The organism is Aeropyrum camini SY1 = JCM 12091, assembly GCF_000591035.1.
In the GTDB taxonomy this organism is placed as follows: Archaea; Thermoproteota; Thermoprotei_A; order Sulfolobales; family Acidilobaceae; genus Aeropyrum; species Aeropyrum camini.
On record NC_022521.1, the window covers coordinates 868024 to 892325 of the forward strand.

Annotated in this window: 25 protein-coding genes; 10 read left to right on the top strand and 15 right to left on the bottom strand. The window is 57.4% G+C overall.

Features of this window, described 5'->3' with window-relative positions; translation table 11 throughout:
• Nucleotides 1–5: 5 nt before the first annotated feature.
• From rrp42 to ACAM_RS04620, 7 genes are all read right to left on the bottom strand, one after another.
• Nucleotides 6–836 carry an exosome complex protein Rrp42 gene (gene rrp42, locus ACAM_RS04590; RefSeq protein ID WP_022541651.1) on the bottom strand — a complete coding sequence of 277 codons (831 nt, stop codon included), beginning with the start codon at nucleotides 834–836 and terminating at the stop codon, nucleotides 6–8.
• Nucleotides 833–1573 (bottom strand): exosome complex exonuclease Rrp41, encoded by a 741-nt coding sequence (gene rrp41 / locus ACAM_RS04595; protein ID WP_022541652.1) that lies wholly within the window; start codon nucleotides 1571–1573, stop codon nucleotides 833–835. Before rrp41 ends, rrp42 begins: the two co-directional genes overlap by 4 nt.
• A gap of 4 nt (nucleotides 1574–1577) precedes the next feature.
• Complete coding sequence (gene rrp4, locus ACAM_RS04600) at nucleotides 1578–2285, bottom strand: exosome complex RNA-binding protein Rrp4 (RefSeq protein WP_022541653.1); 708 nt, start codon at nucleotides 2283–2285, stop codon at nucleotides 1578–1580.
• Between the two features lie 141 nt (nucleotides 2286–2426).
• Entirely contained in the window at nucleotides 2427–3203 is a 777-nt protein-coding gene (psmA, locus tag ACAM_RS04605; RefSeq protein WP_022541654.1) for an archaeal proteasome endopeptidase complex subunit alpha, read from the bottom strand.
• 163 nt (nucleotides 3204–3366) lie between these two features.
• Nucleotides 3367–4002, bottom strand: a complete 636-nt coding sequence (locus tag ACAM_RS04610; protein ID WP_022541655.1) for an RNase P subunit p30 family protein — start codon at nucleotides 4000–4002, stop codon at nucleotides 3367–3369.
• Nucleotides 4003–4013: 11 nt separating this feature from the next.
• On the bottom strand, nucleotides 4014–4484 hold the full coding sequence (locus ACAM_RS04615) for an RNA-binding domain-containing protein (RefSeq protein ID WP_232502331.1): 471 nt from the start codon (nucleotides 4482–4484) through the stop codon (nucleotides 4014–4016).
• A 103-nt stretch (nucleotides 4485–4587) separates the two neighbouring features.
• Nucleotides 4588–5265 carry a 50S ribosomal protein L15e gene (locus ACAM_RS04620; RefSeq protein ID WP_022541657.1) on the bottom strand — a complete coding sequence of 226 codons (678 nt, stop codon included), beginning with the start codon at nucleotides 5263–5265 and terminating at the stop codon, nucleotides 4588–4590.
• 262 nt (nucleotides 5266–5527) lie between these two features.
• On the opposite strand from ACAM_RS04620, the gene ACAM_RS04625 reads away from it, so the two are divergent.
• Nucleotides 5528–8026, top strand: coding sequence for a heavy metal translocating P-type ATPase (locus ACAM_RS04625; RefSeq protein ID WP_022541658.1), 2499 nt, complete (start codon nucleotides 5528–5530; stop codon nucleotides 8024–8026).
• 282 nt (nucleotides 8027–8308) lie between these two features.
• Here ACAM_RS04625 and ACAM_RS04630 read toward each other — a convergent pair whose 3' ends face one another.
• From ACAM_RS04630 to argC, 5 genes are all read right to left on the bottom strand, one after another.
• A complete protein-coding gene (locus tag ACAM_RS04630) occupies nucleotides 8309–8830 on the bottom strand; it encodes a ferritin-like domain-containing protein (RefSeq protein WP_022541659.1) in 522 nt (173 codons plus the stop codon).
• A gap of 112 nt (nucleotides 8831–8942) precedes the next feature.
• Nucleotides 8943–10328 carry a mercury(II) reductase gene (gene merA, locus ACAM_RS04635; RefSeq protein ID WP_022541660.1) on the bottom strand — a complete coding sequence of 462 codons (1386 nt, stop codon included), beginning with the start codon at nucleotides 10326–10328 and terminating at the stop codon, nucleotides 8943–8945.
• A 147-nt stretch (nucleotides 10329–10475) separates the two neighbouring features.
• The gene (gene lysM / locus ACAM_RS04640) at nucleotides 10476–10901 is read right to left on the bottom strand and encodes an HTH-type transcriptional regulator LysM (protein WP_062661820.1); all 426 of its coding nucleotides are present in this window, start codon (nucleotides 10899–10901) and stop codon (nucleotides 10476–10478) included.
• Entirely contained in the window at nucleotides 10901–11710 is an 810-nt protein-coding gene (locus tag ACAM_RS04645) for a [LysW]-aminoadipate/[LysW]-glutamate kinase (RefSeq protein ID WP_022541662.1), read from the bottom strand. The genes lysM and ACAM_RS04645 overlap by 1 nt, the downstream gene beginning before the upstream one ends.
• 17 nt (nucleotides 11711–11727) lie before the next feature.
• A complete protein-coding gene (gene argC, locus ACAM_RS04650) occupies nucleotides 11728–12795 on the bottom strand; it encodes an N-acetyl-gamma-glutamyl-phosphate reductase (protein ID WP_148706427.1) in 1068 nt (355 codons plus the stop codon).
• 149 nt (nucleotides 12796–12944) lie between these two features.
• Here argC and lysW/argW point away from each other — a divergent pair, with 149 nt between their 5' ends.
• The 6 genes from lysW/argW to ACAM_RS04680 all read left to right on the top strand — a co-directional run bounded on the left by lysW/argW (nucleotide 12945) and on the right by ACAM_RS04680 (nucleotide 17582).
• The gene (lysW/argW, locus tag ACAM_RS04655; RefSeq protein ID WP_022541664.1) at nucleotides 12945–13130 is read left to right on the top strand and encodes an alpha-aminoadipate/glutamate carrier protein LysW; all 186 of its coding nucleotides are present in this window, start codon (nucleotides 12945–12947) and stop codon (nucleotides 13128–13130) included.
• Complete coding sequence (gene lysX, locus ACAM_RS04660) at nucleotides 13127–13975, top strand: lysine biosynthesis protein LysX (RefSeq protein ID WP_022541665.1); 849 nt, start codon at nucleotides 13127–13129, stop codon at nucleotides 13973–13975. The genes lysW/argW and lysX overlap by 4 nt, the downstream gene beginning before the upstream one ends.
• 28 nt (nucleotides 13976–14003) lie before the next feature.
• Nucleotides 14004–15161: an aspartate aminotransferase family protein gene (locus ACAM_RS04665; RefSeq protein WP_022541666.1), complete on the top strand. Its 1158-nt coding sequence runs from the start codon at nucleotides 14004–14006 to the stop codon at nucleotides 15159–15161.
• Complete coding sequence (locus ACAM_RS04670; RefSeq protein WP_022541667.1) at nucleotides 15121–16206, top strand: N-acetyl-lysine deacetylase; 1086 nt, start codon at nucleotides 15121–15123, stop codon at nucleotides 16204–16206. Before ACAM_RS04665 ends, ACAM_RS04670 begins: the two co-directional genes overlap by 41 nt.
• 229 nt (nucleotides 16207–16435) lie before the next feature.
• Entirely contained in the window at nucleotides 16436–17245 is an 810-nt protein-coding gene (locus ACAM_RS04675) for a 7-cyano-7-deazaguanine synthase (protein WP_022541668.1), read from the top strand.
• Nucleotides 17217–17582, top strand: coding sequence for a preQ(1) synthase (locus ACAM_RS04680; RefSeq protein ID WP_148706428.1), 366 nt, complete (start codon nucleotides 17217–17219; stop codon nucleotides 17580–17582). Before ACAM_RS04675 ends, ACAM_RS04680 begins: the two co-directional genes overlap by 29 nt.
• Here the strand turns inward: ACAM_RS04680 and ACAM_RS04685 are convergent.
• The 3 genes from ACAM_RS04685 to ACAM_RS04695 form a co-directional block, all read right to left on the bottom strand.
• Nucleotides 17579–18508, bottom strand: a complete 930-nt coding sequence (locus ACAM_RS04685; RefSeq protein ID WP_022541670.1) for a 2-oxoacid:ferredoxin oxidoreductase subunit beta — start codon at nucleotides 18506–18508, stop codon at nucleotides 17579–17581. The genes ACAM_RS04680 and ACAM_RS04685 overlap by 4 nt on opposite strands.
• The gene (locus tag ACAM_RS04690) at nucleotides 18498–20426 is read right to left on the bottom strand and encodes a 2-oxoacid:ferredoxin oxidoreductase subunit alpha (RefSeq protein ID WP_022541671.1); all 1929 of its coding nucleotides are present in this window, start codon (nucleotides 20424–20426) and stop codon (nucleotides 18498–18500) included. The genes ACAM_RS04685 and ACAM_RS04690 overlap by 11 nt, the downstream gene beginning before the upstream one ends.
• A gap of 463 nt (nucleotides 20427–20889) precedes the next feature.
• A complete protein-coding gene (locus tag ACAM_RS04695) occupies nucleotides 20890–21771 on the bottom strand; it encodes a LysO family transporter (RefSeq protein ID WP_158318596.1) in 882 nt (293 codons plus the stop codon).
• Between the two features lie 94 nt (nucleotides 21772–21865).
• Between ACAM_RS04695 and ACAM_RS04700 the strand changes: the two genes are divergently transcribed.
• The 3 genes from ACAM_RS04700 to ACAM_RS04710 all read left to right on the top strand — a co-directional run bounded on the left by ACAM_RS04700 (nucleotide 21866) and on the right by ACAM_RS04710 (nucleotide 24292).
• Nucleotides 21866–22783 (top strand): DUF389 domain-containing protein, encoded by a 918-nt coding sequence (locus ACAM_RS04700; RefSeq protein WP_022541673.1) that lies wholly within the window; start codon nucleotides 21866–21868, stop codon nucleotides 22781–22783.
• A 155-nt stretch (nucleotides 22784–22938) separates the two neighbouring features.
• On the top strand, nucleotides 22939–23484 hold the full coding sequence (locus ACAM_RS04705) for an NUDIX hydrolase (RefSeq protein ID WP_232502332.1): 546 nt from the start codon (nucleotides 22939–22941) through the stop codon (nucleotides 23482–23484).
• The gene (locus tag ACAM_RS04710) at nucleotides 23453–24292 is read left to right on the top strand and encodes a D-aminoacyl-tRNA deacylase (protein WP_022541675.1); all 840 of its coding nucleotides are present in this window, start codon (nucleotides 23453–23455) and stop codon (nucleotides 24290–24292) included. The genes ACAM_RS04705 and ACAM_RS04710 overlap by 32 nt, the downstream gene beginning before the upstream one ends.
• Nucleotides 24293–24302 lie beyond the last annotated feature (10 nt).

A 24302-nucleotide genomic window follows, 5' to 3' on the forward strand; every position in this document is an offset into this window, starting at 1 on the left:
CCCCACTAGGGCTTGATTGCCTCTTCGAGGGCTTTAAAGTAAACTTTCGAGGCCTCTAGGCTGTAGTTCACCATAGTCTCTATGTCTGCCTCCGTTAGGCTTCCCATGCCCGTCTTCTGCATTCCAACTATCCTGCCCTCCCCGTCTATAGCGGTTGCAAGCCTCACGTCGCTTACAGTCTCCTCCTCGAGGCTCGGGTCCACCACAATGTAGCGGTCTATTTTTGCGGTGGTGACAGTGACTACCCTGGTTTTAACCTTTACCTTCTCTCCCTTCTCCCCCTTCTTAATCACTATGTCTCCCGTCTCGCTCTCCTCATACTTGGGTAGCCTAGCCGTCATGAGTGCGGCCATGGTTGCAAGCATGCTGGCGTCGAACAGGTTGCCGTCGTGGTCAATGATGTATAGGTCGACCCATAGGACCCAGACTTTCTCGCCCGGTCTTATGACAAGGCTCTCTAGGTCGATTGCACCGACCTCCCTGAGGCTCCTGTCGACAACACGGGCCAGCTCTATAGCGTTCTCGTCAGGGGGCCCTGGCTCGAACACAGGGCTGGCGAGGGGAACGAATTCTGCGTGTACAGTTAGAACGCCCTGGTTCGGAGTATCCCTGAAGGGAGCACCCACGCTAGCCTTAACACCAGCTATCACCTGGGTCTTCCCAAGCTTCACCAGAGCGGAGCCTTCAGCCTTCTCCACTATACCTGTCTCTATCTTAACGTTCCTCGGCGTCTTCAAATCCCTATCCTCAAGCCTCCACCCCTTCCGCAGGAGGGAGAGGTACGCCTCCCTCACGATAACTGGGGCCACGGGTAGCCTGTGGGGCGTTATACTCACTCCTGACCACCTCCAACCTCGAGATAGGTCCTCCTAATAGCCTCCTTTTCAAACTCTACAACCCTATCTATCGCCCTCAACGCCATAGAGAGCGCCGTCCTAAACTCCTCTCTCGTAAGAACGCCGTTAAGCTGTAGCAGTGTAATCTCCCCTATATCAGGCGCGGCGGCTACAGGCATATCCGCCTCCCCATACATATCCTCGAGCTCGTCAACATCAACCACAAGGACACCCTGTATCTTCCCAACTGCAACGCCACCCACGAGAGCCCTCATAGGTATGCCAGCGTCCGCCAAGGCCAGGCTGGCGGCTGTGACCGCTGCAGTCCTTGTTCCGCCATCAGCCTGGAGCACCTCGAGAAAAACGTCTATAACAGTCCTCGGGAACTCCTCTGCCAGGACAACGGGCTCTAGCGCCTCCCTAACGACCTTCGAAAGCTCTATTTCCCTCCTGCTGGGGGCTGGGCTTTTCCTCTCGTCGGTGGAGAATGGGGCCATGTGGTATCTAACCCTGAGGGCGGCCCGGTCCGGCAGTATGTAGAATCTTTGGTGAGGCTCCCTCGGCCCGTATACGGCCGCCAGAACCCTCGTCCTCCCGAACTCTACGAGAGCGCTTCCATCGGCGTTGTTGAGGATGCCGACCTGCATTCTAATGGGCCTGAGGTCCTCAGGCAGCCTCCCGTCATGCCTCCTACCATCTCGAAGCAGCTCAACACCCTCGGGTACTGGGCCCGCCACCACACTACACCTCCCTTATCCTCCTCTCCTCCTCTATAAACTTGATAATCCTCTTAGTAAGCCCCGAGGTGTACGCCTCCTCCTCTATGATCTTTATCGCCATGACAGCTATTGCCTCCAAGTCCTCGTTTGGGCACTCGAGATGTATTCTTCCGTTCCTCGCCACGAATATCTTACACTCTGTCTTCTCCTCGAGGGTCTTCAGCATGCTCATCTTCCTCCCAATAACACGTGGCACCTTCGCAGGTGATATCTCCACGACTTTCCCCCTTATGATCCTCCCTAGACCCTCTCCCTGAACCGTGAGCAAGGGGCTTCTAGTCTTGTCGAAAGCGACCACCTTAGCCTTAATATAGTCCCCGACCTTCAGCAGGGAGTGCATATCATCGACAGACGGGTTAAAAGGTCTGCCCAAGAAGTCCTGCGCTGAGAGCACTGCCACGTAGGGGCTGTTGATGTCGACAAACCAGTTCATAATTCCAATACCCTGTATAAGCCCTATAACCACGTCTCCAGGCTGGGGGATGTATATCTCCTTGAGCTTTACGAAAGCCTTGCCTCCGCCATCACTCTTCTCTCTCAGCAGGCCAACAACAGTAGCCCTCTTAACCCCCTCATCGTCGATAACGTAGGGGGGCGACGCCTCAACCTCGTCCGGCAACTGCTCGCCCGGGACCACTATATGGCCGGCTAGCTGCTTCTCGCCGCTCATTCCAGCACCCGATAGTGAAGCCGTTGGGTAGAGGCTTTTATTGGCTTACATGGAAAGCCTCTGGGTTAGAGACTGTTCTGCAGAATGTGGGTTAGGATCTGTGGTGGGGTGTGGGTTAGGTCATGGTTGTGGGGGCTGACTCTAGAGCTGCATAAGCTCGTCTCTAATGCTGTCCACAACCTCCTTAACCTGTTCTTTCGTCATCTTGATGAACATTCTGTCCTTAACAGTTATGTAGGCGAGTTCGACCTGTTCCGGCAAGGATGCTATGGCTTTCTCAGTATCCTCAACAGTCTTCCTTATTATGGCGTACAGTATCTTGAGAGTTAGCTTGATGGCCTCCTCGAGGCTCATATCACTGCGGTAGTGCTTCTCGAACATCTCGTTTGCAACCTGTTCCCCGCTCCCAATGGCTATAGCCTTGAAGCTGAAGTACTGGCCTCCCGGGTCTGTCCTGTAGACCTTGGTAGTACCATCGGGATTTACACCGGCGAATATCAGGGCTACTCCGAAGGGCCTCACCCCGCCGTGCTGTGTGTAGGCCTGTTTCACATCTGCAACCACTTTGGCAACGAGCTCGACCGGCGGCGGCTCGCCGTATAGGAGGCGGTGCCTTACTGTGAACATTCTTGCATAGTCTATTAGTATCCTCCCGTCGCCTCCCATTCCTGCGAAAGCGACTCCTATGTGATCGTCTATCTTATATATCTTGTCTATATCATCGATATCGACGAGAGGGCCTATGAACCTCTTTTCAGCCGCTATGACCACCCCGTCTTTAGTCTTGATGCCAAGGCTTGTCCACCCCTTCTTCACCGCCTCGAAAGCATACCTCACCTGGTACAGGTCTCCCTCGGGGGAGAAGATTGTGGCAGCCCTATCATACGCGGTCTGGTGAGGCGGCATGGGGAAAGCCATTCGCAGTCCACCCTCCTAACAGTTCAAACTCCTCTCCCTAAAAGGCTCTTTGAGCCCTATTTAATACTCGACCATAATGGGGCCGATGAGGGAGAGACCGACCACCGAAGCCTGCTGTAGCGGGCTCGTGGCGACTCTATCTCTCCACCGAGGCCCTCCAATCCTAACTCCTGGAGGCTTCCTGAAGTATTCTGAGCCTCTCCTCGCTAAAGTACAGCATCGCCTGGTCCCAGGGCACGCCGAGTAAGGCGGCCACTGAGGCCCCAGAGTAAGGGCTCCATAGCTCGTGAGCCCTAGCCGCATCGCTCACAAGGAACACGTGGACCCCATATGCGAAGCTCCTCCTCAAAGCCACAGCTAGAACCCTCCATGCCGATGGTGAGCCTGGATCCAGGGTTAGCGGTTTTAGCGACACCTCCAGAGCCCCCCATCCTCTCTGCGACATTATCTCCGCAGTGCCCCGGTCGGCGGCCCAGAGGTTGGATCCATCCACCCTAATCATGTGAACTCTCTTGCTGGCGGCCGCGTACCTAGCTGCTTCAAGTGTGAGAGGCTTGACAACTATGAAGTCAACACTTCTAAACAAACTGTCCACAGCCCTCCTTACCTCACGCCTAGTAGAGGCTTCAACGTAGCCCCGCCTGTAAACCCGTGGTGCATCCCCCGTCTCCTGGCCTGTGCACTCTCCAGCAGACTCTACGGGAACTGCAACGGCTGTAAAGCCGAGCCTCCTAGCGGCTCTGAGGACCTCCCCGCATGATCCCGTTGGGGGGTTGATCGAGGCGTCTACAAGCCCCAAGACTCGAGCCCCTACCCCGGGTTCCCCTCACTATCGATAAGCCTTTCAAGAAGGCTTTTGTAGAAGCGGATCGCTCTTTTTCTTCCTCCCTGAAAGCCGACTGCAATCCTTATCACATCGTCACCCTCATACACCCTCACATCGCCTAGATACGCGTCCTGCTTGGAAACCCTGAGGTAGAGAACCCCGTTCTTGTCAACCCTCTCTTCAAGTGTATCCAGGAGGTATCGCCTATCGTGGACCGGCAGCCTCGACAATATACCCTCCAACACCTTCAACGCCGTCCGACCATCCCTTAGCCTTACTGTTATCACCCTAATCTGGTTGCCATAGTGCCCCTCGAAAACATCCTCAACAACCTCGAAGCCGCCGCCGGTTAGGGGGAGGATGCTGGAGAGAGCCTTCACTACCTTATCTCTATCCTCAGTGGCGTGTACAGAGACCCTGGCCTCGAGCCATGAAACACCCATCATGCCAGACACCGACAATCATAGGAATCCACAGCCCCCTCCAACGCTTCCCTGTGGAGGGGGAGGAAGGGGAGCGGGGCTTGAAGAATTCTAGCCAGCGGGGGTTGGCATTTTATTATTGTAGGTCGCCTTTGTGGAACCTTTCTCGAATCTCGTCAGGCTCTATTAGCCTGGCGCCCCTGCTGGCTTCATGCCTCTTCTTGAGCATCCTCTCCTTCTCCTTCTTCTTCCACTTGTAGTTGTGGGTGCCTTTGAGGCCCCTGCTCTTTCTCAGGCCCCTCATCTTCTTGCCAGCGCTAGTGAGGCCTCTGAAGGGTCTACCCTTGTGCTTGCCCGTTGCCACCCAGCTCAGCTCAGGGTCGCTCTTTATGGCTGGATGGTGGGGGTCGACGAGTATGACCTCGTACCACTTGTATCTACCATCCTCACCCACGTAGTAACTGTTGAGTACTATGAGGTTCGGGAATTTCCTCTGGGCCCTCTCCTCAGCTATTAGCCGGAGGCTCTTGGCAGGGGCGAAGCCGTAGACTCCCATCCTCTTGGGCCTCCTGCCCTTATTTGGCCTAGGCTTCCTCCTACCCCCCTTCCTCACCCTGACCCTGACTACAACCACCCCCTGCTTAGCCTTGTAGCCCAGAGCCCTGGCCCTATCTAGTCTAGTGGGCCTCTCCACCCTGAGTACAGCGGGCTGCCTGCGCCATTCAAGAAGCCTAGCTTTCATCAGCTCGCCGTGAAGACCATCGTAAGGCCTCTTCCACTCCTTGGCGATGTAATGGTACATGGATAGGGCCATATACTACACCCCGCAAACCCAAACCTAGAGACTCCGGCCTCTAAGCCTTAAAAACTAGTCACAGCTGCAGTAGGGTTCCAACAATACCGTTTTCAAAGCTTGGGCTTGGGGCTAGTAGTTGAGTGAGAACGGTAGCTCGGGCGTTGAGGACCCCGATTTTACATCATCAACGCATTTTGACAACAGACCGTACTACTAAAAATTTTTTAATACTACAGAGCTAATAGAAGTAGCGGAAAATATGTAGTGGGGTGCTGTTGAAATGTCGGGAGTGACGCTGGTTAAGGAGAAGCTTTCGATAAAGGGGATGCACTGTGCCACCTGCGGTCTAACGGTGGAGAAGGCTCTGAGGAGCCTTCCAGGCGTCGTGGAGGCGTCGGCAGACCCTGTGACTGGTGAAGCGGTGATTGCATACGAACCCGGGTCTGTAAAGCTCTCGGATGTTGTGAAGGCTGTCAGGGCTGTGGGCTATGATGTGGTCCTGGCGGAGGCTATAATAAGGGTTCCCTCGATGAGCAGTGTCGACGATGAGAGGGTTGTCGAGGAGACGCTTCTCCGTATGAGGGGTGTGGCGGAGGCCTATGCCTCCCACACGAACAGGACTGTGGTTGTCAGGTACAACCCCCACACCACTTCTCCAGATGACGTGCTGGAGGGGCTGCGGAAGGCCGGTTACAAGGCTGAGATCGCCGAGGGTAGGAGCCTCGCCGCGCTCGAGGTGGAGGATGAGCGGCGCCTCCTGAGGGACGGTATAATTAGCATCGCCGCAAGCGTTGCATACTACATACTGCTCGCCCTGGAGAGGCTTGCCGGGGTGGAGGTTGCGGGAGCCGTTTTACCATACTACGGCGCCGTGGCCTTTGCCGCCGTCCTGCTGGGCCCCGGCAGGAGGTTCCTGGTTGGGGCGTATAGGAGCCTCAGGAACGGCACCCCCGGGATGGACGCTCTAGTCAGCCTCGGCACCCTCTCCATATACCTCTACAGCTTAGCAGCGACCCTCAACATAATAAAGGGCGAGCTCTACTATGAGGGCATCGGCCTCATAATAGGCTTTGTGCTAATCGGGAGATACATAGAGTCCAGGGTGAAGAAGGGAACTGGCAAGGCGGTCGAGAGCCTCGCAAGACTCAAGCCCCAGAAGGCCAGGGTTATGAGGGGCAGGAGAGAGGTTGAAGTTGATGTTGGAGAGGTCAAGCCTGGCGACCTCGTGGTTGTTAGGCAGGGCGAGAGAATACCGGTGGACGGCTATGTTGTGCAGGGGAGGGCGTATGTAGACGAGAGCGTATTCACTGGAGAGCCTGTTCCTGTTGAGAAGAAGCCTGGAGATCTAGTGCTGGCTGGGTCGATGGTGGCCTCAGGCTGGCTACACATATCGGCGACTAGAACCTCTGGGGACACTGCTATAGACAGGATAGCCAGTCTGATAGCCTATAGCCAGGCGGGTAAGATGGATATACAGAGGCTGGCTGACAGAGTGTCCGGCATGTTCTTCTGGGCGGTGCTCGGCATCGCCACGTTAACATTCACAGCATGGCTAATCCTCGGGGGGCTTGAGACCGCTATAATAAGGGCTGCAAGCGTATTCCTCATATCCTGCCCATGCGCCCTAGGACTTGCGACGCCCACCGCAAGCTCCGCTGGCGTGGGCGTCGCGGCTAGGGCTGGCATTCTGGTTAGAAACGTGGTTGCATTCGAAAGGCTTGCAAAGGCCTCTATAGTGGTGTTCGACAAGACTGGCACCCTAACGCAGGGTAGGCCGAGGGTCTCGGCTGTAGAGACTGTGGAGGGCTTTAGCGAGCGTGAGGTCCTGGAGCTGGCGGCGTCGGCTGAGAAGTGGAGTGAGCACCCGCTGGCAAGGGCTATTATAGACTCCTACGTGGAGATTGCGGGGAGGGGCCCGAGGGATCCTGAGAACGCGGAGATCTTCCCGGGGATGGGCGTCTACGCTGAGGTGGAGGGCCGCACAGTCATAGTGGGTAACAAGAGGATTATGGAGGGGTTTGAAGTAGACGTAGGGCCACTAGAGCCTATAGCTGAGAAATGGCAGTCTAGGGGCGCGACAACAGTGTTCATAGCAGTCGACGGTAAACCCGCTGGTGTGATAGCGATAAGGGATGAGCCCAGGCCTGAGGCACGAGATACTATAGCCTGGCTCAAGAAGCTCGGCTTGAAGGTTATGATGCTCACTGGCGACTCAGAGGGGACAGCCAGGGCTGTAGCGAGGGAGCTGGGGATAGATGAGTATAGGGCTGGAGTGAGCCCGGAGGGTAAGGCCGATGTTATAAGGGAGCTACAGAAGAATGGGCATGTTGTAGTTATGGTTGGCGATGGCGTCAACGACGCGCCGAGTCTCGCCAGAGCTGACGTGGGCATAGCAGTGGCGAACGCGACAGACGTTAGCGTCGAAGCAGGCGATATAGTCTTGATAAAGGGGGATCTGCGCCGTGTACCCCTGGCCATAGTGATATCGAGAAAAACCTATAACACTATAAAGTTCAACCTATTCTGGGCTTTCATATACAACGTAACACTAATACCGGTAGCCGCGGGAGCCTTCGCCTGGGCTGGAGTGGCCCTCAGGCCAGAGCTCGCGGCAGCAGCCATGGCCCTAAGCAGCATAACGGTCACAAGCATAAGCTATAGGCTGAGCAGGTGGAAACCAAGCCTTCCCGGCGACCGGGCCCCAACTGGGCAGGGGGGGCAGGTGGAGCAGCCGAAGGCGGTTCAGGAGGAGGAAGCCGTTGCCGAAACTCTAGTGTAAGGCGCCAGGACCTTTAATCCTCACAAAAGAATGGCATGTTGGTAATGCTGCTTGGTAGCCTAATGTCCCAGCGGCCAGAGTCCCGATAGTGCACCGGCACCCTGTGACATGTGAAAACGTGCCTCGAGATCGAGCTTCAACCCTGGGTTAACAAGGATATGACAATGGCAACGACAAGAGCGGCTATAAGAGGTAGGATTAGCGAGATAAGCCTCCCTCTAAAGCCCTCAGCAATGGTCCCTGCGTAGCGTGCATCGTGGGGTGAGGCTGCGGCCAAGTAGGCTACCCCAGCTCCCTCCTCAGCCTCTCTATACCATCCTTCGTTAATAGGTTAACCATCTCAGTCCTATGTCTAACCTCGTCTCTCAACAGGTCCTCGGCGAGTTCTTCGGTGGCGGGGTCTACTCCGTGTGTGAGGTCGAAGAGATCCTTATACGCTTTTATAGCGCATATCTCGGCCTTAACCGCGGCTATTATGAACCCGTCGACGTCGTACGGATCCTCCGGAAGCTGAGGATACTTACAGCCAGATATCTCGTATAGCCTGGCGAAATCTCTGGGCGGGTCAACGTCAAAGTCCTGCAGCCTCTCCGCTATCATTCTTGCATGCTTGCCTATCTCCTCCTGCGCCTCCTTCATGAATATCTCAGCAATGGTCTCCGCATGGGGTCCTTTCACTGCCATTGCCGTATACATGTAGTAGTATCCAGCCACCCATTCGTCGGCGAAGGCCGAGAGAAGCTTCCTAACGATCTCTTCCCTATTCGCACCGGGCGAGAGCTCGACGCCGAACCAGCTGTCCATAGATGCCACCGAAATACTGTGGCGTAGTGGCGGCTGTTATGGACGCCAAATGCCAAAGTATTAATGCGTCTATCCAGCCGCATGGGGGCTGGTTGCAGTGGGTTGGTGGTGTTTAAAGGAGGCAGCAGGGCATTTTAGAGACGTCCCTATAGAAGGCTAGAGCGGCATATTTTATTCCTTCAGCTATGGATGGGAAGACGTGTATAGTGTCTATGACGTCGTCCACCGTCATCTCAGCTTTCAGTATGTATGCCGCCCCGTGTATAGCTTCGGAAGCGTTGGGCGCCATCATATGGAGTCCCGCAACCTTCTTGGTCCTCGGGTCCACCACCATTTTCACAAACCCCGTGTCATAGCCCATTATCCTGGCTCTGGGTATCTGCGTCAGGTCAACGGTTCTGCAGGCACATACTCCGAGCTTCCTAGCTAGCTCACTCTCAGTTAGCCCCACGCTAGCGAACTCTGGGTCTGTAAACACCGCTCTAGGTATAACCGTGTAGTCCATCTCAATGTCCTCCCCAAGCGCGTTGAGAGCAGCGATGTAGCCCTCTCTAGCCGCTACCGGCTCTAGCTGGACCCCCCCTATACAGTCTCCCGCTGCGTAGACCCCGGGCGCCGCCCTCAGCCTCTCGTCGACAACAATAAAACCGTCGCCACCGACCTGAACCCCAACCTTCTCGAGGCCGAGCCCTTGGAGAACAGGCTTTCTACCCGTGGCGAGATAAATGTGGTCCGCCTCCACGGATGCAGGGCCAGCTGGAGTCTCGTAGTCTATCCTCACCGCACTCTCCAGGGGCTCGATTCTAAGGGGCTTAGCCGAGGTCCTCACCTCAACACCATCCCTCTCGAGCACCTTCTTCATGTAGAATCCAGCCTCCGGCTCGTCCTTAGGCAGGAGCCTCCCACTGCGCTGGAGCAGAACCGTTTTGACGCCGCTCCTGGCGAATATCTGCGCTGCTTCAACACCCTGGGCCCTACCCCCTATCACGGCCACACTCTCCATGTCAGGCGGAGGTCCCTCGCTGAACAGCTTCTCGTTGTCGAGTATTCTACCCGCCTTCTCGGCATCGGCGATCCCAGGTATAGGCGGCCTCCACGTCTTAGCTCCTACTGCAATTATAGCAGCCTTTCTGTAGCTGAACTCCCGGCCGCTGGCCTCAACAACCCCCGGCCCTTTAAACCTAGCTTTAGCGCGGAGGTAGTCAACACCAAGGCTCTCCAACAGGGACTCATACTTATCTCTCCGGAGGTCAGCCGATATCTTGCGGGCCGCCTCTAAAGCTTCCGAGAGGCTAATTTTGAGGCCGGCCTTGCGGGCTGTCGCGAGGCTGTAGAGGACGTGCTTCGATGGTACGCACCCGAAGTTCACGCAAGTCCCGCCCAGGGGTCCTTCGCTCACCAACAGGACGCTAGCGCCGCGCTCTGCAGCGGCTACGACTGCTGAAAAGCCGGCCGCTCCTCCACCTATAACTATGATGTCGTACTCGCTTCGCAGCAAAACAGCCACCAGACACTATGTTTACCGGGTTACATGCATATACTGGACGGCCCTATAGATTACACCGTCTTGATCTCACAGGGAAAATAAGCCTTAAACTCATGTTTACCTCCTGATATGAGACGAAGCTTGTCTTGACCCACCTGATCAATGCTCCCTCAGGACTATCATTGTGTAGGTGCTGTGCACTCCTTCGATGCCCCGAATATAGTCTATTAGCCTGTTTATATCCTCGATATCCTGTGCCGCCGCGATAGCTATGATGTCATAGTCCCCAGTAACCTCCATAACCTTCTCAACATGGGTGTAGGCGGCTATCCTCTCGGCCACCTGGGGCACGGGTCTAGTGTTGTTCGTTCTCACCAGTATCACCGCTGTGAAGCTGCCTGGGAGGCTATACTCGATTGTAAACCTCTTCACAACTCCGGACCGCACCAGCTTTTTGATTCTCTTCCTAACCGCCGACTCCGTAATCCCCAGCTCCCTCGCGATGTAGCTGTAGCTAGTTCTAGAGTTCCTTTTGAGTATGGATAGCAGTCTGAGGTCCTTCTCATCTAGCCCTGCCAGCTTCATCATATCGTCACCAGCGTTCCCCTGTCCCCGTTTATGAGGCTGTGGAGTGGGGGGTCCCCTATAACCGCGTACGGGGAGCCCTCGGCTACCGCCTTGGCTGCCATAAGTATCTTCCGGTTCATGCCGATGCCAACCTTGGCGGCAATTCCCTTCGCATCGGCGACACGGATTCTCCCGACAACCTCACCCCCCAAAAGCACTCCCGGCACGCCTGCGACAAGGGCAAGGGGGATTCTGAGTGACGCGGCAAGGGCAGCGGCCATCTGGTCGCCGTCGACGTTCAGCACTGTAACCCTGCCATCTACGACGCCGTAGGCTATGGGTGAGTATAGGATAGCGTCCACCCCCTGGAGAATGGACTCGAGGAAACCGCGGTCCACCTTCTCAATCCTCCCTGTATAACCCCCGGGGACCGCCTGCGGCCTCCCCCTCTCGTTAACAACCACGATCCGCTCCCTCCTTCTAGCATAGACGGAGAGCCCGTCAAGGCCGGTGAGGCTTACCACTCTAACCCCCCGGGACGCCAGCTCGGCGGAGATTGCGGTGGACAGTAGACCCGCCATGACCATAACATATACCTGAAGCTCCTCCCGGCTGGTGTAGCGGCTTCTGACTCCAGAGGGGTGGACTACATATCTAGGCTCCACCCCCATCCTCCTAGAATACTCGTCGACAACACGCCCCCCGCCATGCACAATAACCAGCTTCCAGCCTCCACGGATTATGGAGGCTATTTCGTCGGCAATCCCGCCAAGCCTGGAGACTATAGAGCCTCCAATCTTGACAACGGCCACACTAGCCCTGGCCAAGCCCTACAACCCCCGTTTTAAGGCCTGATGGGTGGAGTATGGAGGCCCATCCACTCGTCGAAGCCTAGCATGGCGTTCATAGCGTAGACCGCCTGGCCCGCCGCCCCCCTGACTAGGTTGTCTATAGCTGCAAACCCTGTGATCCTTCCGGAATCCTCTTCTACGGCGAACCCCACTTCGGCGTACATGCTTCCCAGCACGTTCTTAACGTCCGGCGGGTCGCCTGGCAGGCCTGGGGCCATAGGTTTTATCCTAACCATTGGCGAGCCGCTGTAGAAGGATGCGTAAGCCGTGGCGGCCTCTCTGAACCCATAGCCTTCCCGTAACCAGGCATGGGCACTCGCTAGAACGCCTCTGGTCATCGATACGGCGTGGGGCACCAGGCTCACCCTGATGCCCTCGCCAGCGAGCTCCCTCAGTACCTGGGCGGCCTCGGCGGCGTGCCTATGGCCCCAGGGGCTGTAGGGCCTGGCGGAGCCTTCTCGGAGGGGGTGGATGTTGTGCCTGCCGGGCCTGGAGCCCGCCTCGCTGCTCGCAGCCTTCACATCAACTATCAGTCCGTAACCCTTCTCTATCATGTTCGACGCCGCCAGGGGCGCAGCGGCCAATATCGCTGCGGTAGCGTTGCACCCGGGCACAGCCGACAGCCTGGCGCCCCTAAGCTTCTCCCCGTAGATCTCGGGCAGCGCGTACACGGCCTCCTCTAGGAGGTCTGGCCTGGGGTGCTTGAACCCGTATAAGGCGGGATAAAGGTCTGGATCCTTGAGCCTGTAGTCCGCGCTCAAGTCTACAACCCTAATCCCCGTTTCAAAGGCCTCGGCAACTATCACAGTGCCTACACTGTGTGGTAGTGCGTTGAAAACGACGTTGACAACCCCCATATCGACATCCTCTAACGCTTCGAACCTCAGACCCTGGTAGAACCCCCTTAGATGTGGATGAGCCGCGTGGATAGGCTTGCCTATGTACTCTCTGCTGGTAGCCCACGCCACCTCCACACCTGGGTGCGTAGCCAGTATTCTGAGGAGTTCTCCACCAGTCATCCCCGAGCCTCCAAGAATACCCACTCGAACCCGACTCGCCATACACTAGTACCCAAGGCTTCTAGAAGACACACCAGTTTTTATTGTGTTCGCACTAAATTCTAGATGAAGGTTCGAAACGGGAACCATATCTCTCCATGCTCCATGATTGAAGGCTTAACAGGAGGGTGCGGACAACAAGGGTCTAGCCGATGGAGGCGAGGACCATGACTACTGTAAGATGCCCCGTCTGCGGCCTCGATGTCAGCCTGCCCGAGGATGCTGTGAGTGGCGAGCTGATCGAGCATGACTGCGGCGTTGTGCTTGAGGTTGTTGAGAGCGGAGGCCAGTTTGCTCTAAGAGTCTTTGGAGGCGTTGAGGAGGACTGGGGGGAATGAGCGGTACTGCCACCATCCTGTTCATGTATGATATCGCAAGGCTGGACGAGAAGATGCTGCTGGAGGAGCTGGGGAAGAGGGCTAGGGTTGAGGCTATACACACTTCCACAGCATACCTACCCCTAGGCGAGCCTCCTTTACAGGCTGATCTAGCGGTTGTACGGGGTGTTAGCGGGAGAAGGCTGCTATACGGCGCTCTGGCGGTGGAGAGCTGGGGGTTGGAAGCTATAAATAGCAGCCAGGCGATAGCGGCGTCCCAGGATAAAGCGTGGACTCACATGCTCCTGACCCGCCGTGGAGTACCGACCCCCCGCTCCATCTCTGTTCTAGACCCGGCCGCCCTACCCAAAGCTGCCAGCACACTAGGGTTTCCCGCGGTGTACAAGCCAGCTAGAGGCAGCTGGGGCAAGCTTGTCTCCCTCCTTAGGGACGAGGGCGAGGCTTCCCTCCTAGCCGGGGCCCTCGACTATGTTCAGGGCGACCTAAAGCTGGGGCTGGTGCAGGAGTATGTTGAGAAGCCCGGCAGGGATATAAGGTCGTTCTGTATAGATGATACAGTCCCAGCAGCTATCTACAGGTACGCCAGCAGTCTCACCACAAACATGGCCGCCGGAGGCAAAGCAGCTCCGGCCCCTGTCACAGGAGAGCTTGAGGACCTCACCCTTAAGGCCTGCGAAGCGGTTGGCGTAGAAGTCGGGGGTGTGGATGTAGTTGAGTCACCCGACAGGGGACTCCTGGTTCTAGAGGTAAACCCCTCCACAGAGTTTAAGAACACCGTGAAGGTTACAGGGGTTAACGTGGCGGCCCTCATCGCCGAGCACGCTGTCTCCAGGGCAAGGCGCTAGCAACCCCTCCCATGGGGTGTCCTGGAGGATGCTGAAGCTTGTGAGGTTCTACGGCTATAGGGGTCTAAGGATCGTTAAAGGTAGCATGCAGTACGTGTGGGACGACACGGGCAGGAGGTTTATCGACTGTCACGCCGGCCACGGGGCTGCGTTCCTAGGCCACTCGAACCCCACCATAGTGGAGGCGGTGGCTAGCCAGGCCCGAGAACTGATAGCAGCTTCATCAAGCTTCTCAACGCCGAGCCTAGAGGAGGCTCTAGCCGAGTTCTCCCGCGTTGCCCCTCCCTGGGCGGAGGAAATAGTGTTCCTGAACACCGGGTCCGAGGCTGTCGAGGCCGCTTTGAAAGCGGCGTGGCTGGCCACAGGCAGAAGGGGGGTTGTCGCTCTGAAAAACTCCTTCCACGGGAGAACTCTTGCCAGCCTCAGCGTCACGTGGAACCCGAGATATAGGAGCGGAGCGCCCGTTCTCGACGCGACTTTCATAAGCCCCACGATCGACCCAGGGGATGTTGATAAGAGGGTTCCGAGGGATACCGCAGCCATCATCATAGAGCCGATACAGGGTGAAGGGGGGTTAACAAGGGTTAGCCCGGAGCTCGCCAAAGCTCTAAAGGAGGCAGCTGACAGGGTTGGAGCGCTTCTGATTTTCGACGAGATCCAAACCGGGTTCGGGCGTACCGGGAGGACCTGGGCCCACCTAGAGCTGGGGGTGGAGCCCGATATAATGACTGCTGGAAAGAGCATAGCCGGCGGGCTACCAGCCAGCGCGGTTGTCTCGAGGGATGGAGTCCTCAAGAGCCTCGCCGGAGGGCGCCATGGCTCAACCCACGCGGCCAACCCCCTCTCCATGGCTGCAGTAGCAGCGGCCTCAAGACTCCTGAGGGGGGAGGGCGTCCCTGATAAGGCGCGAAGGGCCGGGGCTCTGCTTGCCCAGCTCCTCCAGGAGAGGCTCGGGGGTTTAAGGCCCGTAAGGGATATCCGGGGCGAGGGCTTGATGCTGGGTGTGGAGCTTAGGTTTGATCCGGGTCCGGTGCTGAGGTGTCTACAGGAGTCTCAAAGCGTCCTGGCCCTGAAGGCTGGAGCCACGGTAGTGAGGCTCCTGCCACCCTATGCTATATCACGTCGGGACGTGGAGATGGTGGCGTATGGCCTCGAGCAGTGTATATGCCGGGAGGCTGGCTGCTAGGCTAGCCTTAGACCTTCTTAGAGTCTACACCCCTACAGGCGGTGAGGAGAGGTTGCACCCCGTCCTCGAGAAGTGGGCGTCTAAGCTGGGGCTTGGGTTCTCGGTGGATGCGTGTGGCAACGCCACGTTATCGGCAGGCCCCGACGGCCTCCCCGTGTTAGGGCTAGTGGGCCACCTGGACACGGTCCCCGGGATGCTAGAGCCCCGGCTTCAGGGCGACACTGTATGGGGGCGGGGGGCGGTGGATGCTAAAGGGCCTCTCGCCGCTATGATATTGGGGCTTCACATAGCCTCTAGAGAGGGTCTAGCGTGTAGCTCAGCCGTGCTCGGGCTTGTGGGTGAAGAGGGAGATAGCACAGGGGCCTGGGGTCTTGTGTCACGTGGTGCTACTCCTCTCCACGTAGTGGTGGGAGAGCCTACGGGGGGTGATGGCATAGCCATAGGCTACAGGGGGAGTTTAACAGTCGAGATAGAGTGCCGGGGTGAAGAGGGCCACTCCTCAAACCCCGGGGCGGGGGCGGCGGACTCGCTTGTAATGATCCTCTCCAACGTTCTCCATAATGACGCCAGAGCCACAGTCACCAGGCTCGAGGCCGGTACTGCAGCCAATGTCACACCCGGAAGGGCGGCTGCAACAGTAAACCTTAGGTTCGAAGAGCCCGCTATAGAAGCCTTACGAGCGGCGGCTGAGCTGTGCGACTCCACCTATACTCGTGGCTGCTTCTGCTCTAGGATAAGCCTGCTCCACCCTGTAAAGACTAGCCTGTCAAACCCTACTGCAAAAGCCCTCGTCACGAGCCTGAGGAGCGAGGGCTTGAATCCGAGAATAGTGGTTAAGAGGGGTACAAGCGACATGAACGTTCTAGCATTAGCGACAAGGAGCATAGCAGCCTACGGCCCCGGCGACCCCCGGCTTAGCCACACCAGGCGCGAGCACATAAGAGTTGGCGACATTGTTAAAGCAGCGAGAGTCTACTCCAGAACCCTGATCAGCCTGTGTAGCCTAACGAAAGACCGCCGAAGCAAACTAGGTCCTAACAGCTAAACCCACAGCTCACCAGGAAACGTAGAATGGGGGGATGGAGAGTCTCTGCTTCCGAAGCCCCCGCAACTCGGGCTATGGGGAGGGTCTCAAGCACTGACGCCCCCCTACAACCCCCACTGTATTAATGTAATTGATCATCTATTCAGGATCAGAGAGAATTCTCTCACTGCTTTGCGAAGTTTAGATTTTAGAGTCCTCGCTAACGCACCGAGTTAGAGGGTCGGTCTTGTTGACGGGTTGCAGGGCGGTCTCGATAGTTAGTGGGGGACCAGACAGCTTTACCTACACCCTATTGTGGCTCTCCCGCGGCTGTAGCGTGCACGCTCTCAGTTTCAACTACGGTCAGAAGGCTACACGCGAGGTTCACACAGCTAAGAAGCTTCTTGAGGAGGCTGATGAGCTGGCGAGAAAGCGTGGTTGGGGCAGGGTTCTGGAGCATAGGCTTGTTGATATAAGCTTCATGAAGAGCCTGTGGAGGGGAACGCAGCTTACTGATGAGGAGGTTGAGGTAGAGGCCGACTATACGCCCAGCGTTGTAGTGCCTATTAGGAATGTGGTCATGCTCTCGATAGCAGCAGCATATGCCTACAGCATCCTCGAGGAGGAGGATGTGGAGAGGGTTGTAGTTACGTACGGGGCCCACAGGGGTGATATAAGGCCGAGGCCCGACACGGGCGAGCCCCTTTACCCGGACTGCAGCCCAGAGTGTATAGAGTCCCTCCAGACAGCCTTCAGGCTCTGCCACTTCCGGGGTATGAGGAGGCTCGAGGTTTGGAGCCCCTCGAGAGAGGGCCTCGGCAAGCCAGACCTCCTCAGGTGGGCCTACAACAATGTTGGGAGCCTCATCTACGAGACCTGGAGCTGCTACCTCAACGGTAGATATCACTGTGGCAGGTGTGAATCCTGCATAAACAGGCACCGCGCTTTCAAGGAAGCCGGGATACCGGACTGCACCAGATACGAAAACCCGCCGGGCCCTGAGGAAGAGTTTGAGGCTAGGGGCGACTACTATGTCCACAGGAGCTGCAGGGAAGCCTGACACATTCCCCTGTCCACGCGGCCTCCACATAATGCTGGAGGCCTCTGTAGACGCTGTATGCCCCTTCACAGGAGCACCCGACAGCTACGACATTGAAGTAGAGTATGTGAGCAGGGAGGCCTGCCTAGAGGCTTTGAGCCTAGCCAGCTGGCTCGAGAAGTTTAGGGGTGTCAGGATAAGCCAGGAGCAGCTGGCGCAGGAGATAGTGTCGACTCTAAAGGAGCTGCTGAACCCCGAGTACGTCTGCGTGAAGCTGACGGGCAGCCATGGGAGGGTGGGTATGGTGGTTGAAAAGTGTGAGGACACGAGCCCGGCTGAGGAGATGAGCCCCATCTAGGGGACTATTAGCCTGTCCTTGAAGACGTCGAAGGGGTGTAGGAAGGGCTTGCCATCCAACTCTATCCTCCTAGTGGCGGGAGGCGCGCTCATATAGCCCGGCATTATCTTCTCCAACCTCTCCTCGAAAGACTCCCGGGTCTGGTTCCAGTACAGTATACCGAGAGGTATCCTGTCCCCGAACTCCATCAGCTTCGCAGCTATCGTGGGGGCCTTCTTCTGGAACTCCTCCGGGGTCCTTATCACAGGGTCGTAACCATCCTCCTGGTCGACATAGTATATCCTCTCCTCATACCACTTGTTAGTCATTACGTTGTTATACGTCGGGCAGGGTTGCAGTATGTCGACGAGGGCCGCACCCCTGTGTCTAACAGCGGTTTTTATAAGCTCCTTCAACTGCTGCGTGTGGTATGCGTAACCCCTGGCTATGAAGGTATAGCCGGCGGCGAAGGCCAGAAGCACAGGGTTTATGTTGTCATGGATATTCGGCATAGACAACGCTTTAGTCTTGATCCAAGCCGGCAGTGTCGGCGCTGCCTGGCCCTTTGTGAGGCCGTAGACGGCGTTGTCAAACAGCAACACCGTTATGTTGAGGTTCCTCCTGCCCAGGGCTACGAAGTGGCCGCCGCCTATCCCCATGAGGTCTCCGTCCCCGCCTGCCACAATCACGTTTAGACTGGGGTTAGCCAGCTTTACCCCGGTTGCCACAGGTATTGCACGGCCGTGGAGGGCGTGGAAGTTGCTCCCCTTCACATAGTAGGTAGTCCTCCCGCTGCAGCCTATCCCCCCAACCACCGCGAGATTCTCAGGGTCTATGCCCAGCTCCGAGACAGCCCTGTAGATGCTGTTGAGTATGCCGAAGTCGCCGCAGCCTGGGCACCACTGTACCCAGGCCTGGGTCTTATACTCGAGCCAGCTACGAGCCATGGCTAACCACCACCCGCTCCTCCCCGGTCTCAAGTATCCTCTTCACAGCGCTAGCCACCTCAAACGAGTACAGAGGCCTACCGTTTATCTTAACTATGCTCGAATCGGGTTTAATTGAAGTATGTGCCCTGAGAAGCATTGCCAGCTGCCCCAGGATATTTTGCTCCACAATTATCACCTTCTCAGCACCCTCTACCATCTCCTCCACCAGGCGGCCTGGGAACGGGTAGAGGAGCCGTATCTGGGCGAACCTGGCCCTCACGCCCTCGGCCCTAAGCATCTCGAGGGCCTCAAGCACTGGCTGCTTGGTGGAGCCGAATGATACGAGGGCTATACTCGCGTCCGCGTCTCCGTGGAGCACGGCCTTCTCCTCGTCCGGAATCCTCTCCTCGATAACTTTGAACTTTCTCTCCCTCTTAAACATCATGATCTCCCTCATAACCGGGTCCTCCGTGGCGTAGCCATACTCGTCGTGCTCTAACCCCGTTATCACCATAGTGGCGGAGCCTAGCCTAGCCCTAGGGCTGATACCGTCCTCCTCAACCTCATACCTCCTATAGTCTCCGGGCGGGTTCTCCAGGAGCTTCCCGCGGGTTATGGATACTTTCGACGGGTCGAGGTCCTCCCTAGCCAGGCTGACCATGCTTGAGGCGAGGTACTTGTCTAGTAAGTGAATAACAGGGGTCTGGAACTCCTCAGCCCAGTTGAACGCTTTGATTGCATCGTAGAACGCCTCCACATGGTCACCGGAGGCAACAACTATCTTGGGAGCGTCACCGTGGCCTGAGAATATGCTGTGCAGAAGGTCCTGCTGGCCGGTCCTAGTGGGCATCCCAGTACTGGGTCCAGCCCTCATCCAGAGTGTAACCACTACCGGGATCTCAGCCTCCACGGCGAGGCTGATAGCCTCGTTCATAAGGCTGAAGCCGGGGCCGCTTGTTGTTGTCGAGGCTCTGGCGCCCGCAGCCGCGGCGCCCAGGACCGCGTTTATGCTCGCAAGCTCATCCTCCATCTGGACTATCGCCACCGCTATCTTATCGTATCCGAGCTTCTCGGCTAGGGGGCCGTCGATGCTTATGTAGCTGTGCTTCTCGATGTACAGGGCCTCGTCTGAGGAGGGTGTTATCGGGTAGTATGTTATCACCCCTAGGCCTCCAACAATCTTCCCCATAGCCACGACATCGTTACCCGTAGCCACTATCATAGTCTGCCCGCGCCTCGGGCCTGGAGGAAGCCTCTCCACAGGCTCGCCGAAAGCCTCCCTCACGTAGTCCACAGCTATCCTAACAGCCTCAATGTTCATGGCCACGACCTTCTCCTTACCGGCGAACTGGAGGGCTATAGCCTTCTCAACATACTCGACGGGGACCCCCAGCATGTAGAGCATTGACGCCAGGCCCAGCGTGTTCAGCGCCCTCGATACCCTTGCTACTGGGGCGCCCGTCCTCTCGGATAGGGTTTTGAGCATCTCCTTCAGAGGTAGACCGACAATCCTAGCCCCCGCCTCCTCAGCCAGCTTGACGGCGGACTCGACAATGGGCTGCATTCCCTTAGACTCGAAGAGGCTTTTCAACCTCTTCTTCAAAGGGGCTGCCATAGGCTGTATAGCGTCCACCCTCGTAGACCTAGTACCGGGGTCGTAGACTAGGATGCCCCCCGGCCTGACGTCGCGGAAGTGGGTGAAAACGCTCTCCGCATCGAGAGCTAGAACACCGTCGACAGGTAGCTTGAGGCTTCGGGGCCGGTGTTCTTGGACGCGCAGGTGGTAGTAGCTGTGGGCTCCCATTATGTTGCTATGGTACTCCCTCGAGCCGAGGACCTCGTAGCCCAGGAGCACCATGGATTTAACCGCAATCTGGCCGGCGCTCTCTATACCGCCGCCCTGGGGACCCCCTATTATGAGGCTAATGTCGACCAATACATACCACCCTATTAGGCGTGCGACACGATACCTACTTTTTAATTCTACTAGAACGCGTCATATATTTCCTCCCTAATATCGGGCTCTAGATATGCAGATCTATACACTTTATGCCCGCGTTTGAGATGTGTTTCAGCCTCCTCCCACGAGAGACGTGTTCTACACGTTAGACACCAGTAAAAACGCCCTTCCTCAACCCTCATCTCCCTAAAACGTTCGCACCAGTAGTCCTCGAAGGTCACAGTCCGGTGTAGACTGCAGTAGCCGACGATTGGGTATAGTGCATGGGGCCACCAGTAGAAGCACTGGCTGCAGGATTCCTTGCCACCGGCTTTCCCGCCATAGCTCGACGGCAAGCCCTAGAGTCCCTAGTCAACCTTGTGTAGCGTGGAGGGCGTATATCATGGTGAATATACGTTGGGCGAGCAGGGCTCACGCCCCTCTCTATCGCCGGGCCGGCTTATATTATCGAGACATAGAGGGGGAGGATGACGCTTAGGATTAGAGTGAGCATCGCCCCCTGAACGAAGGCGGGGAGGGCGGCTCTCTCACCAGCAGATGCCAGGACTACCGGGAGGCCCGTGTCCATGGTTGTTGCTCCACCTAGCGCTACCGCGGCTATCGGCATCCTCCTAGCTAAGATAGGGTAGGCTATAATGTGCAGAGTCTCCCTCAGCATGTTGCCTAGTAGGGCAACAACACCGAGATAGGGGTCTTCCGTGTAGAGGATCGGGCCCACGAGAGAGTACCAGCCGGAGGCCATACCCATAGCGGCGCCGCTCCCCACACTCCAACCGGCAATATGGGCGGCCGCCGCCCCGCCCAGTAGGCCGCCGATAATGCATGAGAGGGCTAGTAGGCCTCCCACTCTACCCCCGCTTATTATCCCTCTCAGCCCAACAGAACCCCCGACAAGGTAGCCAGCCTGGAGGAGGAGAACGTAGAGGAGCATAGTGGATATATCCTGCGACAGCGGGTGTCCCGCCAGCCGCCCCACAGCAGTGCCTGCAATGAGGAAAACTAGAATAATAACGGGGCTCCTTATCCCCCCATAGCTGCTGGCGACTAGTCTACCCTCCTCAGCATCCCCCTGGGAGGCCAGTCTAGTCAGGACAAAGGCAACTGCTACACTTGCAGCGCCGGGGAGAAGTGCCACAAGGAGGGAGCCGTATAAGATCTCTGCAGCGACATCAGGCTCTATCCTCGAGCCTACGCCCGTGCCTATGGTGAAAACTAGAGCCCAGACAACAGGGTATATAAGCCGCTCGACTAGGTGAGAGTAGGCGCCTCTCATGTAAAACCCGGCCAGCAGACCTGCAACCGCTGGTAGCGCAAGCTCCATAGCCGGCATCCGGAGAGGGAGTCCCTTTGAATTCCGCGAATATAAACATGAGTAGTCCCTAAGTGGTCCCTAGGCCTCGTGGGGTGTTAAATCGATGCCGCTTTACAGGGTTACGGTCTACGCCTCGGAGGCTGAGGCTGAGAGGGTGAGAGAGGTCCTCAGGGAGGCTAGACTCTACTGGTATGAGTCCGCCGCAACATTCAACGGTGAAGGGTCTGCCATCGCTTTCGAGATATATGCGCCCGAGGAGGCTCTCCAGGACGTTCTACCCGGCCTCTACAGGGCTGTCGACTTGAGGAGGAGGGAGAACGCCGTCTACATGGAGAAGGTTGAAGCGGGTATAGGAGCTTCTAGGAGGATACTATCCAGGAGGTTCCTTAGACGGGTGAGGATCCTGAGGGGTAGACCTCTTGAGGAGGTGCTGGATGAGGCTGAGGATAGATCCTCCATAGACCTCTTGCAGGCGCTTCTAGCCGCTATAGCGGGCGTCGTGGCACTAGCCGGCCTAACTATGGGGAGTACCCCCCTCCTCGTCGGGGCTATGCTCCTCTCGCCCATCCTCTCCCCAATATACTCTGTCGCCGTTGGCCTCTCATTCGGTAGGCTTAGGGTAGCAGGAGGAGGCGCCGCCTCCCTGGCTATACTAGCCCTCATAGCTCTAGCTTCATCCACGGCGGCGGCCTTTATAGTCTCCACGCTATGGCCTGGGTCGGCCGCAACACAGCCTCTAGAACACCTACGCCAGACCTACAGCCCAGGCGCCGCAGACCTGGTTATAGGCCTCGCACTGGGGGCGGCTGTATCTCTTGCAGCAGTGGCGAGGCTCAACGAGCCTCTTATAGGGGTGGCTGTGGCCGCAGCGCTAATACCGCCCCTCGCCGCCCTCGGACTAGGGATAGCACTACTAGACTACAAGCTGGGCCTGGCTGCACTGGCGAAAGCCCTAGCCAACGCGGCGGGCCTTCTAGCTGGCTCCACACTAACGTTCAACATTCTCAGGAGGCTGTTCTAAACCCTACACCCAGCTCCATGGGGGAGTATAGGGAAAGATAAAAGCTGTCATTCAATCATTAAACCGGGAGAGAGGGCCGCTGTGTAGATTCACCTAGGGCTCTACCCCCCTTTGGTCACGCCTCAGCGGCTCGGGAGGTGTATAGAGGGTTGAATGTGGAGTGTAGGGGTAGGAGGGTTAGGTTTGAGGCTAGGATAGAAACTCTACCGAACGGAAGGCAGATACTCGTGGACAGGGTTATGTTCCCCGATAGCGTCGCCGTCCTACCCCTCGTGGAGAAAGACGGGGAGTGGCGGGTAATCCTTGTGCGCCAGTTTAGACCCTCCATAGGGAAATGGACCCTGGAGGCCCCCGCCGGGACGCTTAAAGAGGGTGAGACGCCGGAGGCTGCTGCGGCGAGGGAGCTGGAGGAGGAGGCCGGTCTTAAGGCTAAGGCTCTGGTTAGGGTCGGAGGAGGCCACGTCTCGCCGGGATACTCCACCGAGTATATCCACCTATTCCTAGCCTACTCCCTGGATAAGGGTGAGATGAGCCCCGAGGAGCACGAGGTTATTGAGGGAGTCGTTGACATGACCCTCTCGGAAGCACTCAAGGCTATCGAAACAGGTGTTATAGAGGATCTTAAAACCATAGCCCTCGTCACGATAGCGGCGTTGAGGGTGCAAGGGCTTGAGGCTGGCGGTGGCGTACAGCACGGGTGACCCGGCTGGCCGCGGAGCCGCCCAGGCGCTGGCCCGCCTCCTATCCGCAAAACCCGCCCACTGCCCGATGGCCGTGGAGTGCTTTAGACACGAGGACCTGGCGATCGCCGGCTTCAAGGCCGAGGCCGTCAAGCTGGAGATCCTCGATGCCACACCGGACCCGCAAGCCGAGGCTGTTATAGTGCTCTCCAAGCATAGGGCCGAGAGCGGTAGGAAGAGCCTAACAGTCCACCACCCGGGCAACCCAACCAGTGACAACAGCCTCGGTGGGAGGCCTAGAGAGCTGGCGGTAGCCTATCCAGCCCTCGCCAAGGCACTCCTGATATCCCTAGCCAGGGTCTCCAGGGAGACGGGTCTCGCGGAGACTCATGAGGTGACTCTAGAGGCGACCCACCACGGCCCGACCAGCCAGAGTAAGCCGGTGGTGTTCGCGGAGCTCGGTAGCACGGAGGAGGACTGGCGCAACCCCCGGGGGTGGGAGACACTGGCCCTGGCTGTCGAAACAGCGCTGGATATGCTACCCAGGATCAAAAGGGGGTGTACCCCTGCAGCCGGCTTTGGGGGAACCCACTACGTGCCCAAGCACACTAAGCTCCAGCTCGAGAGCAGCTACTGCATAGGACACGCTATACCCAGGTACGCTTTCGACCGGGGCACGACGGCCGAGGTCCTCAGGGACGCCGTGCTTAAGAGCTACCCAGGGAGGGCGGAGGTGGCGCTAGTGGAGAAGAAGAGCTTGAAGTCGCCGCAGAGGAGGATGGTGGAGAAGGCCGTCGAGGCGGCGGGCGCCAGGGTTGAGTACATCTAGCGCCGGGCCG